Origin of the sequence: Streptomyces sp. NPDC003023, from assembly GCF_042888225.1 — a bacterium.
Taxonomy (GTDB): Bacteria; Actinomycetota; Actinomycetes; order Streptomycetales; family Streptomycetaceae; genus Streptomyces.
The window spans coordinates 148182-160105 of record NZ_JBIAPL010000005.1 but is presented as its reverse complement, the minus strand read 5'-3'; the positions used below and the strand labels follow the sequence as shown (position 1 = coordinate 160105).

Genomic DNA, 11924 nt, shown 5'->3' with positions numbered 1-11924 from the left:
GGGCAGGGGCATCGCCGCTGCTTCGGTCACCCGCGAGCGTGGTTACCTCCGGAGTAATCGACGCCCGGTCGGCGCCTCGGCAGACTCGGTCCCATGACGACCACCACAGCGGACGCCACCCGCGCCACCGTCCAGAAGTTCCTCGCCCTCCGCTTCGCGGGGGACACCGAGGGGCTCACCGCGCTCTTCGCCGACGACGTCGACTGGCTGCTCGCCGAGAACCCCGTGGTCCCGTGGATACGTCCCCGCTCGACCGCCGCCGAATGCGCCGCCCAGGCCGCGGAGCTGAACGAGCACACCGTGGCCGAGGACGCCCGCGCGTCCGTCGACACCTTCCTCGTCGACGGTGCCGACGCCGTCCTGACGGGGCACCTCTCGGGGACCGTCCGAGCCACCGGCAAACCCTTCGCGGGCCCCTTCGCGTTGCGCCTCACCGTCGAGGACGGCCGCATCACCCGGCACCACCTGTACGAGAACAGCGTGTCGATCGCGGCAGCCTGCACTCCTTGACGGGTCGGTCGGCGGCAGCCCCGGCGATCGGGTCCGTCCTGGCCGCCCGAACGGCCGGTGAGCTGGGAGGATGCCTGCCATCGGCATTGCCGGGACGCTCACGACGGAGCGGACGCCGCCGGATTCGATCGAACGCACCCAGGCGCGGCCGTCCCCCGTCGTACCGGACGCGCCGGAGCCCTGTCCCCGTGGGCCGGGCGAGGGCAGGTGAATCACCGCGGGAAAATTTGAAACCGGGCAAATCGGACGTTGCTGCGGTTCCCGTATTCCGGAAGGGGGTTGCCGGACCTCTCGATGTACTGCCGGTAACCCTCGTGGGTCTTTCAATTGTCGCCCAGGTGGCCAACGCGACCTTGGAATCGAACCCCGGCGAAGTGTCCGGCATCCGGATCTTGATCTTCCGGATGTGGAAACCGCAGCACTTAACGTCCTGCTCATGACTCAGCTGGATGCGCGGCCACAGGCCGGAGACACGGTACGGAGCGCCCCCGACGGGGGTGTCCGCACCAAAGGCCTCGGAGGCAACTCCGTCGGCCTCATGGGTGGAGCCGTCATCGGTGTGTCGACGGTCGCCCCCGTCTACTGTCTGACCTCCACGCTGGGGCCGACCGTCGGAGAGGTCGGGCTGCAGATGCCCGCGATCTTCCTGGCCGGCTTCCTGCCGATGCTGCTCGTCGCCTTCGCGTACCGCGAGCTCAACAAGGCGCTCCCCGACTGCGGCACCTCCTTCACCTGGTCGGTGAAGGCCTTCGGCCCCAAGGTCGGGTGGATGTGCGGCTGGGGACTGCTCGTGGCCACCGTGGTGGTCCTCTCCAACCTCGCAGGCGTGGCCACGTCCTTCTTCTGGCTCACCGCCGGAGAGGTCACGGGCAGCGGGAGCGTCGCCGCGCTCGACGGCAACAAGGCCGTCCACATCCTCACCACCCTCGCCTTCATCGCCGTGGCGACGGCGATCAGCTACCGCGGGATCACCGCGACCAAGTGGGTCCAGTACGCCCTGGTCGGCCTCCAACTCGCCGTCGTCGTGATCTTCGCGGCCATGGCGATCGCCAAGTCCGACGAGGTCGCCGGCTCCCTCGACTTCTCCCTGTCCTGGATGAACCCCTTCGGCGTCGAATCCTTCTCCGCCTTCACCGCCGGGCTCTCCCTCTCGATCTTCATCTACTGGGGCTGGGACGCCTGTCTGTCCATCAACGAGGAGAGCGTCGGCAGCGCCCGCACCCCCGGCCGCTCCGCCATGCTCGCCATGGTCGTCATCGTCGCCTCGTACCTGATGGTCGCCATCGCCGTGCAGATGTACGCCGGCATCGGGGAGAAGGGCACCGGCCTCGGCAACCCGGACACCTCCGACAACGTGTTCGCCGTCCTGGCCGACCCGGTCATGGGCTCCGGACTCGGCATCCTGCTCTTCGTCGCGGTCCTCGCATCCGCCGCGGCGAGCCTCCAGACGACGTTCATCCCGGTCGCTCGCACCGCTCTCGCGATGAGCGCGTACGACGCCATGCCGAAGGCGTTCGCCAAGGTGCACCCCCGCTTCAAGACCCCTGGCCTCGCCACCGTGGCCGCGGGTGCCGCCACCGGTGTCTTCTACACGGTGATGAGCCTCGTCAGCGAGAACGTCCTGGTCGACACGATCTACGCACTCGGCCTGATGATCTGCTTCTACTACTCGATCACGGCCTTCGCCTGCGTCCGGTTCTTCCGCAAGGAGCTGACCCGCTCGACCGCGAACCTGTTCTTCAAGGGCGTCCTCCCCGGCATCGGCGGTCTGATGCTCACCGCCGTCTTCGGCAAGACCCTCTACGACATGTGGGATCCGGCCTACGGCTCCGGCTCCTCCGTCCTCGGCATGGGCTCGGTCTTCGTCATCGGCGTCGGCCTGCTGGTGCTCGGCTTCCTCCTGATGCTCCTCATGCGGCGCCGCAGCCCGGAGTTCTTCCGGGGCGAGGTCCTGACGAAGGAGACACCGGCACTGGTGCTGGCGGACTGAGCGTGCCGGTCCGCCGGCCCGGCTGTCGGTCGGTGGCCGACACCGGGCCGGTGCCCGCCACGCCGCCCCGCGTCACACCACCCGGTGCCACGCCGGCCCCGCGTCACGCCGTGCGCTCGGCCATGCCCCGTTCCACGCAGAACTCGTTGCCCTCCAGGTCGGAGAGGGTCACCCAGCCCCTCCCGTCCGGGACGCGGTGATCGGCGACCAGCGTGGCCCCGAGGTCCAGCAGACGCGCCACCTCCTCGTCACGGGTGCGGTCCGTCGGCACGATGTCCAGGTGGACGCGGTTCTTGAGAGTCTTCGGCTCCGGGACGGTGACGAACAGCAGCGTCCCGCCCTCCGTCTCGACCAGCGCCTCCGGGTCGCCCGGAGCGTCCTCGTCGGAGACCTCGGCGTCCAGTACCGCGGCCCAGAAAGTGGCGAGACGGTAGGCGTCGGCGCAGTCGACGGTGATGTGTCGAACAAGGGATCCCATGGGCGGAGGGTAGGGCCGAACCGGCGCGGCAGCACGGGGTTTTCACAGTCGGGGGCGATCCCCGATAGAGTCCGGGGCCGGGCCGCCCGCACCGCCGGCGGCCCGGACACAGTTGTGCTCTCGCCGGCGTCCGCGGCGTCAACTTCCCAGGAACACAGGGTTGGTGAAGGCCGCAGGCGGCCCCGGCAGCGGTGGCAGCACCGCCGGGTGACGCACCTCGGCGCGTACGTACGCCGCGTACTGCGCGGTCGTGCGCCACTCCACCGTGCCGGTGCCGTCCGCGGGGAGCGCCGCGGAGTGCAGCACCCCCTGGTCGGTCACGAACCGGACCGTGCAGCCGGGAGCGCCGGACACCTCGAGACGTACCGTCACCGGGTCGTCGTCCGCCACCCGCAGCCGCTCGCCGATGCCCGCGTGACGGCCGCGACCGCCACTCGCCGAGAACGCGAGGGACACGTCCTTGGACTCGGCCACGTAACTCCGCCCGGCGCGGATGCCGTCGAGGATCGCCCCACGAGTCAGGTCGTCGGCGAGGACGACGGTCTGCGGTGTGCCGACCGGGTCCGGGTCGCGGTGTGCGTCGCTGCTTCCCATGGCCGGGGTCCAGCGCTTCCCGGTGCGGGCGGCGAGCCCGAGCGTGCCGTCCCAGTCGGCGAGCGAGACCTCGTCGTCGGGGGTCCAGGGCCCGTTCCACACCTCCACCGCGTCCGCCTCCCCGAAACCGAACTTCCAGTTGCAGCCGATGCAGGTGGCGTGCGGGTGCGCCGGGACGACAAGGCCGCCCGCCCGGCGGATCTCACGGGCGTAGTGCCCGAAGCGGTTGTCGCGGGCACGGTAGCGCCAGTCGACGAACACTCCCGGGTCGGTGCCCAGCGCGACCACATGGCCGTTGCGGGTCGTGATCTCCTCCCCGAGCAGGATCAGCAGGTCGTCACCGGCCTCCTCGGCCCAATGGGCGTGCGCCGCGTGCGTGTTGTGCTCGGACGAGTTGATGAAGTCGAGCCCCGCCGCCCGGGCGAGGGCCGCGATCTCGGCGGGAGTGCGCCGGCCGTCGGAGTACAAGGAGTGGATGTGGCAGTCGCCCCGGTACCAGGCGCGTCCGCGCCCCTTCGCACGCTCCGGCGGATACACCGGCGTCACGGGCTTCGGCGTCGACCCGTGGATGAGCGTGACGGTGACCTCGTACGCCAATCCCTGCGGCGCCACCGTGTACGGGCCGAGCGCGATGTGCCACATGCCGGCGCGGATCGGGCCCGCGATGTAGCCGGGGGTCGCGTCGTCGGCCCGGATGAAGAACTCCTTGCGTGCACCGCCCGACCAGCCGCGGAAGCCGTCACCGCCGAGTCCGGTGCCGCGCTCGTCGAAGACGCCGATGTCGAGCGCGTTGCCCTGCGTACCGGCCGGGACGGCCGGCTTCTCGTACGTGTACGAGACCCGGATCTCCCGTACACCGCGCGGCACTTCGACCGGCAGGTAGACGTAGTCGGGGGAGCCGGGCGGCAGTGTGCCGCGCACGACCTCGGTCTGCGGCTCGCCGTCGCGCGCCGCGGCGCTCGCGAAGCTCACGCCCCCCAGCGTGAGCGCGGCGGCCGCTCCGGTGACGAGCAGACCGCGCCGTGCCATCGCGTGTCCCGCGTGTTCTTCCTCGTTGCACATGCCGTCGGACTCCCCAGGGTGTCGAGAGACTTCGGTGGCGCAGTCGAACTCTGGTATTGAGCCGTTAACGGACGGCCAAGGGAAGGGGTTCGACCGACGACGCCGTCATGACCGGCGACGGGCCGCCCCTGACGGCATACGTTGGTCGTATGCGGATCTCGACCACCATCTTCCTGACCGACGAGACGATCAGCCCGGTGCGGCTGGCCCGCGAACTGGAGCAGCGCGGCTTCGCCGGCCTCTACGTCCCGGAGCACACCCACCTCCCGGTGGAGCCGGCCACCGGCCACCCCGCGGGCGGCGAACCGGCCCGCGAGTACGGCCGCACACTGGACCCCTTCGTGGCCCTCGCCCAGGCCGCGGCGGTGACCTCCACCCTCCACCTCGGCACGGGCATCACCCTGGTCGCCCAGCACGACCCGATCGGCCTGGCGAAGCAGATCGCGTCCCTGGACCACGTCTCCGGCGGCCGTTTCACGCTCGGCGTGGGCTTCGGCTGGAACAAGGAGGAGGCGGCGGACCACGGCGTCGAGTGGTCGAACCGCCGCGAGCTCGTACTGGACCGGATGCGTCTGATGCGCGCCCTGTGGGCTCCTGAACCGACCGCCTACAAGGGCCAGTTCTGCTCGGTCCGCCCGTCCGCGGCCTTCCCCAAGCCGACGGGCGGCGCACCGCGCATCCTGGTCGGCGGCGCGGCGGGCCCCAAGCTGTTCGCCCACATCACGGAGTACGCCGACGGCTGGATGCCGATCGGTGGCCGCGGCCTCACGGAGACGATGCCGCGACTGCGTACGGCCTGGGAGTCGGCCGGCCGCGACCCGGGCACACTCCGGGTCGTCCCGTACGCGGTCCGCCCCTCGCCGGGCAAGCTCGCGCACTACGCGGAGCTGGGCGTGGAGGAGGTCGTCCTGCAACTGCCGCCGAGCGACGACGCGGCGGTGCTGCGCACGCTGGACGAGTACGCGCAATATCTGTAGGTCCGATACGTCGCACGACCGGATCGGGTACGGGCGCGCGTGCCGACACGAGCAGGCGCCGCGTACGCGACCGTCAGCGATCTCGACGCACTCCCCGCCCCGCCACTGGTGCTCATCGCTGACGCGGACGCATGTGGCCGCCGGCCAATCGCTGGTCAGAGCGGGGCGCGTGCACGGTGGTGGTTGCTGCCCATCGGCAGCCGGGGCCACGACCCCAAGACGCACCGTCCACGGTGAGGGGACGTTCCTGACCCGTCGTTGATCCGGCCGGAGGGCTCGACCTGTCGAAGGATCAGCCTGCGGACCACTCGGGCCTGTCCGGCGGACCTCGCCGGGGTCGCGGGGTTCCGCACGCGAGTCTGCGGCGTACAGGGGGGCGTCGACCCGATCCGGTCCGATCCGCCGGATCGGCCATAGGATGGCCTCTCATGAGCCGCCTCACCGATGACGTGCCGTTGCTGGAGTTGCTGTGCGCCGCTGACGAAGTGCGGGTCCCTGGCGAACTCGAGTCGTCGCGCCCTCACGAGAACGCTCCCGACGCGGTGGTGGACACCTACGCAGTCGACGGCGGTCGGCTGCTTCTCACCTTTTGGCGCGGCCGGTTGCACGAGGTGATCTACCAGACCCCGGCGGAGTCCGGAGAGGACGCGTCGCGGCGCAATGAACGACTGTTCGCGCACTACGGACAGGGCGACGGCTGGACCGAGATTCTCGACAACGGTTTCGGCAAGACCTATCGCCGTGCCGATCAGCAGCAGTACGCACTGTGGAGCTACGTGATGGACGTCGCGACCTTCGGCACGATGGACTTCCATCAGGTCAAGTGGTGAGTCCTGTCCGACGGATCGTGGTCGGAGCCACAGTCGGATCGCTGCCGCGGTGACTGTGCCGCGGAAGTTCCGGCGGGGGCCATGCCCGGGTCTTCGGTCTCACCTGCCGCGGACCGGCGCCCGTTCCGGTGGAGGCGAACGGGCGCCGTGACCGCTTCGGCGTCAGACCACGTCGACGTTCACGCGGATGTCGCCGTTGATGCGGACATCGACATCGAGGTCCACGTCGAGGCCCACCTGGGCCTTGAGCGTCGCCTTGAGCTTGGCCTCGATCTCGGCCGCGACAGCGGCCTCGACCGAGGCTTCGGCCTCGACGTCCGCCTCGGCGACGACGGCGATCCGGATGTCGACGGTGCGGTCCAGGTTGACCCGCGCGTCGACGGCGACCGTGACGTCGACGTCGAGCTTCGCCTCGAGCACTGCTTCCACATCGGCCGCGATGGCAGCCTCGAGCGGAGTGACCTGCTGCGTGGCCGAAGCGGCGACGGGCTCCGCCGGGACGGAGGCAAGTGCGGTGGAGGACGCGCCGAGTGCGAGAGCCAGTGCCGCGACGGGGACGACGACGGTCTTGAGAGCCTTACGGCCGGTGAACGACATGCTTGAACCTTCCGTGAGCGGGAAATGCCGTTTGGCCTGTCGCTCGGACAGGCCAGCCCCATGGCTTCCCCGGCCGGAGGTGCGCAGCGGCACGTCACGCGTGATCTTCGCTGAGTCGGGCGAAGGCATTTGCCACGCTCGTCCGCAGCGGCCCGGCAGTGCCGACGGTCGCCGGCGGGCGATGCCGTGCGATGCCGAGCGGCTCAGGCCGGTCGGCGCCCTCCCGCCTGTGACGCGCGCGTCATGGCATGGACCGCAGGGGCGGGTGCTGGGTCGTGATGCCCGGCGGCTGCAGCAGGGGGCCCGGTTCGGGGCCGGGGTCGTCGGCGGTGACGACACCGGCGGCTCGGTGGTCGAAGCCGGCGGGCCAGCGGGTGCGGTCGCTGGCGACCGCACCGGTGAGGCGGGCATCGGTGAGGTCGGCGGTGCTCAGGTCGGCGCCGCGCAGATCGGCCAGGCGCAGGTCGGTGCCGTGGAAGACGGCGCCGCCCGCGTCGGCCTTGCGCAGGACGGCCTCCCGCAGGTCGGCCTCGGTGAAATCCGCGTCGCGCAGGTCGGTTTCCACCAGCCGTGCGCCGCGCAGGTCGGACAGCGCGCAACGGGCCCTGCGCAGCACCGCGGTCTTGAAGTCGGCGTGCCGCAGGTTGGCGGAGACGAGCGACGCCTGCGTCAGGTTGGCCTGGTACATGCCCGCCGCCTCCAGGCAGGCGCGGTCGAGGTTCACCTCGGGCAGCCACAGCCCGTCGCAGTCGGCCCGGCGCAGATCGGTGACGCTGAGGTTGACCCAGGACTGCTCGCGGTGCCGGCACAGCACACCCAGACCGGTCAGCGCGACTTGCGCGTCCGGAGCGCGGATCTCCAGCGGAGCCACGTCGTTGATCGGCACGTCCGCCGGCGGTGACTGCGGCCCGTCGGGCGGCCAGGGAAGATGGGTACGCAGGTACGCGGCCTGGACGGAGATGACGATCTCGCGGTCGCGGGCGGAGTGCTCCGCGATCCGCCACAGCGCGTGTAGTCCGCCGATACGGGTCTCCAGCCTGTCGGTGCCGAGCTGGTCGACGGCCCGGCCGAACCGGTCGGTGACGTAGCCCTCCTGGGTGGCGCGCAGCCCGTCCTGGCTGATCCGGACCTGCCGCCAGGTGGCGTATGCGCCGAAGAGCAGGATGACGCCGCCGACGGCCTGCAGCAGTGTCGTGCGGACGTCGTTCACCGCCTTCAGGCGGTCCTGCGGAGCTATGTCGGACCCGGCGAGCTCCCGGTCGACCACCGCACTCGGCAGAACGAGGAGTGCCATGCCGAGAACAACCAGGACCACCGTCCCGGTGAGCAGGGCAGCGACGGCGCGACGCCCAATTGTGCGGCGTCGCCAAGGTGGTTGACGGCGATCCAGTTCCCCCATGCTCATGGCAAGGAGCTTACGACGCGGGTCGCAGGGCCGGCGGGTGGACGCCCGCCGTCACGTCGCTGACCAGTGAGTACTCCGACGCCGCCTGCGTCGGGTCGTACGCGCACTCCGCGTGGGCGCCGCCGTGGAACCGGCCGCCGTCCCTGTACCAGGTGTAGACCTGGCGGCCGTCGCCGTCGCGCTCGGTGCGCAGCGTCCAGTCGCCCCCGCCGGGTGACTCGTCGAACGACACGATCCGCCAGCCCTCCTCCTTCAGACGGTCGCGCAGGGCACGCAGCGCGGGGAGGGCGTCGGACTCCGGGACGCCGTCCAGCTTCCACTTGTGGGAGAGGGCGTAGGCGCCGTCGACGGACTCGTCGGCGACGCTCTCCAGGCCGTCCGGGTAGCAGTGGCCTGCCGACAGGGAGTTGAACTCGCCCGGCGGGAGCGTCGCACCGAAGCCGAGGACGTCGTACGCGACCTGGGAGCGGGCGGTCGTGCGGTCCGCCATGGTCTGCGGGGCGACCTTCGGGTAGTCCTCCGGGGTCGCGCGCTGGACGCCGTACGTCACCAGGACGACGAGCACCAGCAGCAGCGGGATGCCGATGATCGCGGCGACGGCGATACCGGCGAACCGGGCGACGGAGGTACCGGTGCGGGACCGGGCGAGGTCTTCGTTCACGGAACGGACGTTACGAGGACGGGCGGCCCGGCCGCACCCGTCGGCGGGCTCAGTTCGCATGGGCACGGGTACTCAGCGGACCTGGCAGGCCCGGGCCGGGTCGCCGGCCGGCGCTCGTATGCTCGATGCATGACCGATCACCAGGGCGGACACCAGGACGGACACCGGGGCGGACCCGGCTCCGTACGACCCACAGAGAACGCGATGCGACGTGCGCTGAAGCGGGCCAGGGACGGGGTGGCGCTCGATGTGGCGGAGGCCACCGTGCTGTTGCAGGCGCGGGGGGCGGATCTGGCGGACCTCACGGCGTCCGCGGCGCGTGTGCGGGACGCGGGGCTGGAGGCCGCCGGGCGGGCCGGGGTCATCACGTACTCGAAGAGCGTGTTCATCCCGCTCACCCGTCTGTGCCGGGACAAGTGCCACTACTGCACCTTCGCGACCGTCCCCGGCAAGCTCCGCCGGACCGGACACACGGGGGTGCCGGGGGTGCCTCCCACGTCGAGGACCGTGGGGGCGTTCATGTCGCCCGACGAGGTGCTGGAGATCGCGCGGCGCGGGGCGGCGCTCGGGTGCAAGGAGGCGCTGATCACCCTCGGCGACAAGCCGGAGGACCGCTGGCCGCAGGCCCGTGAGTGGCTCGACTCGCACGGGTACGACGACACGATCGCGTACGTACGGGCCATGGCGATCCGGATCCTCGAGGAGACCGGGCTGCTGCCCCATCTCAACCCGGGTGTCATGTCGTGGACCGACTTCCAGCGGCTCAAGCCCGTCGCGCCGTCCATGGGCATGATGCTGGAGACGACCGCGACCCGGCTGTGGTCCGAACCGGGCGGGCCGCACCACGGCTCGCCCGACAAGGAACCCGCCGTACGGCTGCGGGTGCTGGAGGACGCGGGCCGGACGAACGTCCCCTTCACCAGCGGCCTGCTGATCGGGATCGGCGAGACGTACGAGGAGCGCGCCGAGTCGCTGTTCGCGCTGCGCCGCGTCTCCCGTGCCTACCACGGCATCCAGGAGCTGATCCTGCAGAACTTCCGTGCCAAGCCGGACACGGCCATGCGCGGCATGCCGGACGCCGAGTTGGACGAACTCGTCGCCACCGTCGCCGTGGCCCGGCACATCATGGGACCCTCGGCCTGTCTGCAGGCCCCGCCCAACCTGGTGGACGCCGAGTACGCGCGGCTGATCGGCGCAGGCATCGACGACTGGGGCGGCGTGTCCCCGCTGACGCCCGACCACGTCAACCCCGAACGTCCCTGGCCCGCGATCGATGAGCTCGCGGCCCGGTCCGCCGCCGAAGGATTCGAGCTGCGTGAACGGCTCTGTGTGTACCCGGAGTTCGTGCAGCGCGGCGAGCCGTGGCTCGATCCGCGGCTGATGCCGCACGTACGGGCGCTGGCCGACCCGGAGACCGGCCTCGCGAGGCCGGACGCGATCGCGGCCGGGCTGCCGTGGCAGGAACCCGACGAGGGCTTCACCTCGGTCGGGCGCACCGACCTGCACCGAACCATCGACACCGACGGCCGTACCCACGACCGCCGCGACGACTTCGACCACGTCTACGGCGACTGGGACGCGCTGCGCGAGGCCGCCGCACCCGGCATGGTGCCGCAGCGCATCGACACGGACGTGAAGGCCGCTCTGAGCACGGCCGCCGACGATCCCACCGTCCTCACCGACGACCAGGCCCTGGCGCTCCTCCATGCCGACGGGCCGGCCCTCGACGCCCTCACCCGCATCGCCGACGAACTCCGCCGTGACGTCGTCGGCGACGACGTCACGTACGTCGTCACCCGGAACATCAACTTCACCAACGTCTGCTACACCGGCTGCCGTTTCTGCGCCTTCGCCCAGCGGCGCACGGACGCCGACGCCTACACCCTCTCCCTCGACCAGGTGGCCGACCGGGCGCAGCAGGCGTGGGACGTCGGCGCGGTCGAGGTCTGCATGCAGGGCGGCATCCACCCCGACCTGCCCGGCACCGCGTACTTCGACATCGCGCGGGCCGTCAAGGAACGCGTCCCCGGCATGCATGTGCACGCGTTCTCGCCGATGGAGGTCGTCAACGGGGCCAGCCGTACCGGCATGTCGATCCGGGAGTGGCTGACGGCGGCGAAGGAGGCCGGCCTCGACTCGATCCCCGGCACGGCCGCCGAGATCCTCGACGACGAGGTGCGCTGGGTCCTCACCAAGGGCAAGCTGCCCACCGCGACCTGGATCGAGGTCGTGAAGACCGCGCACGAACTGGGCATCCGGTCCTCGTCCACGATGATGTACGGGCATGTGGACCAGCCCCGCCACTGGCTGGGCCACTTCCGCACCCTGGCCCGCATCCAGCAGGAGACGGGCGGTTTCACCGAGTTCGTGACGCTGCCGTTCATCCACACCAACGCACCCGTCTACCTGGCGGGCATCGCCAGGCCCGGTCCGACCACGCGCGACAACCGGGCCGTCACGGCGATGGCCCGTGTCCTGCTCCACCCGCACATCACCAACATCCAGACCAGCTGGGTGAAGCTCGGTGCGGAAGGAGCGGCGGAGATGCTGCGCTCAGGTGCCAACGACGTCGGCGGCACGCTGATGGAGGAGACGATCTCGCGGATGGCCGGGTCGAGTTACGGTTCGTACCGCTCCGTCCGTGACCTGACCGCCATCGCGGAGGCGGCAGGCCGGCCGGCGAAGCCGCGTACGACCCTGTACGGCGAGGTGCCGGCCGAGCGGCAGCAGGCGGCGAGCGCGTCCGACGGGCATCTCCCGGAGCTGCTGCCGCTGCTGCCGGACTGACGGGGGCGCGGAGCGGCTCGTGGTTCGGCCGGG

General features: G+C 71.0%; 9 protein-coding genes and 1 pseudogene. 5 read left to right on the top strand and 5 right to left on the bottom strand.

Annotation, left to right across the window (positions count from 1 at the left end):
• Positions 1-93 precede the first annotated feature (93 nt).
• Together ACFYV1_RS18750 and ACFYV1_RS18745 are read left to right on the top strand one after the other, a co-directional pair.
• On the top strand, positions 94-510 hold the full coding sequence (locus ACFYV1_RS18750) for a nuclear transport factor 2 family protein (protein WP_389396601.1): 417 nt from the start codon (positions 94-96) through the stop codon (positions 508-510).
• Positions 511-946: 436 nt separating this feature from the next.
• Positions 947-2500: an APC family permease gene (locus tag ACFYV1_RS18745; protein WP_389396600.1), complete on the top strand. Its 1554-nt coding sequence runs from the start codon at positions 947-949 to the stop codon at positions 2498-2500.
• 106 nt (positions 2501-2606) lie between these two features.
• Here ACFYV1_RS18745 and ACFYV1_RS18740 read toward each other — a convergent pair.
• Both ACFYV1_RS18740 and ACFYV1_RS18735 read right to left on the bottom strand, forming a co-directional pair.
• A pseudogene (locus ACFYV1_RS18740) lies at positions 2607-2978 on the bottom strand (VOC family protein); the annotation flags it as partial.
• Positions 2979-3116: 138 nt separating this feature from the next.
• Positions 3117-4634 (bottom strand): CehA/McbA family metallohydrolase, encoded by a 1518-nt coding sequence (locus ACFYV1_RS18735; RefSeq protein ID WP_389396599.1) that lies wholly within the window; start codon positions 4632-4634, stop codon positions 3117-3119.
• 149 nt (positions 4635-4783) lie between these two features.
• On the opposite strand from ACFYV1_RS18735, the gene ACFYV1_RS18730 reads away from it, so the two are divergent.
• Together ACFYV1_RS18730 and ACFYV1_RS18725 are read left to right on the top strand one after the other, a co-directional pair.
• The gene (locus ACFYV1_RS18730) at positions 4784-5611 is read left to right on the top strand and encodes an LLM class F420-dependent oxidoreductase (RefSeq protein ID WP_389396598.1); all 828 of its coding nucleotides are present in this window, start codon (positions 4784-4786) and stop codon (positions 5609-5611) included.
• Positions 5612-6039: 428 nt separating this feature from the next.
• Positions 6040-6441 carry a hypothetical protein gene (locus ACFYV1_RS18725; RefSeq protein ID WP_389396597.1) on the top strand — a complete coding sequence of 134 codons (402 nt, stop codon included), beginning with the start codon at positions 6040-6042 and terminating at the stop codon, positions 6439-6441.
• 162 nt (positions 6442-6603) lie between these two features.
• Here ACFYV1_RS18725 and ACFYV1_RS18720 read toward each other — a convergent pair whose 3' ends face one another.
• From ACFYV1_RS18720 to ACFYV1_RS18710, 3 genes are all read right to left on the bottom strand, one after another.
• Positions 6604-7038: a hypothetical protein gene (locus tag ACFYV1_RS18720; protein ID WP_389396596.1), complete on the bottom strand. Its 435-nt coding sequence runs from the start codon at positions 7036-7038 to the stop codon at positions 6604-6606.
• 241 nt (positions 7039-7279) lie between these two features.
• The gene (locus ACFYV1_RS18715; RefSeq protein ID WP_389396595.1) at positions 7280-8332 is read right to left on the bottom strand and encodes a pentapeptide repeat-containing protein; all 1053 of its coding nucleotides are present in this window, start codon (positions 8330-8332) and stop codon (positions 7280-7282) included.
• Positions 8333-8453: 121 nt separating this feature from the next.
• Positions 8454-9104 (bottom strand): hypothetical protein, encoded by a 651-nt coding sequence (locus tag ACFYV1_RS18710; protein WP_389396594.1) that lies wholly within the window; start codon positions 9102-9104, stop codon positions 8454-8456.
• A gap of 129 nt (positions 9105-9233) precedes the next feature.
• Here ACFYV1_RS18710 and ACFYV1_RS18705 point away from each other — a divergent pair, with 129 nt between their 5' ends.
• Entirely contained in the window at positions 9234-11891 is a 2658-nt protein-coding gene (locus ACFYV1_RS18705) for a bifunctional FO biosynthesis protein CofGH (protein ID WP_389396593.1), read from the top strand.
• Positions 11892-11924: the final 33 nt, after the last annotated feature.

Excerpts from the sequence above, each read along its gene's own strand:
- ACFYV1_RS18720 (WP_389396596.1), bottom strand. The coding sequence starts at position 7,038 with ATGTCGTTCACCGGCCGTAAGGCTCTCAAGACCGTCGTCGTCCCCGTC.
- ACFYV1_RS18705 (WP_389396593.1), top strand. The coding sequence starts at position 9,234 with ATGACCGATCACCAGGGCGGACACCAGGACGGACACCGGGGCGGACCC.
- ACFYV1_RS18750 (WP_389396601.1), top strand. The coding sequence starts at position 94 with ATGACGACCACCACAGCGGACGCCACCCGCGCCACCGTCCAGAAGTTC.
- ACFYV1_RS18725 (WP_389396597.1), top strand. The coding sequence starts at position 6,040 with ATGAGCCGCCTCACCGATGACGTGCCGTTGCTGGAGTTGCTGTGCGCC.
- ACFYV1_RS18730 (WP_389396598.1), top strand. The coding sequence starts at position 4,784 with ATGCGGATCTCGACCACCATCTTCCTGACCGACGAGACGATCAGCCCG.
- ACFYV1_RS18715 (WP_389396595.1), bottom strand. The coding sequence starts at position 8,332 with ATGGCACTCCTCGTTCTGCCGAGTGCGGTGGTCGACCGGGAGCTCGCC.
- ACFYV1_RS18745 (WP_389396600.1), top strand. The coding sequence starts at position 947 with ATGACTCAGCTGGATGCGCGGCCACAGGCCGGAGACACGGTACGGAGC.
- ACFYV1_RS18735 (WP_389396599.1), bottom strand. The coding sequence starts at position 4,634 with ATGTGCAACGAGGAAGAACACGCGGGACACGCGATGGCACGGCGCGGT.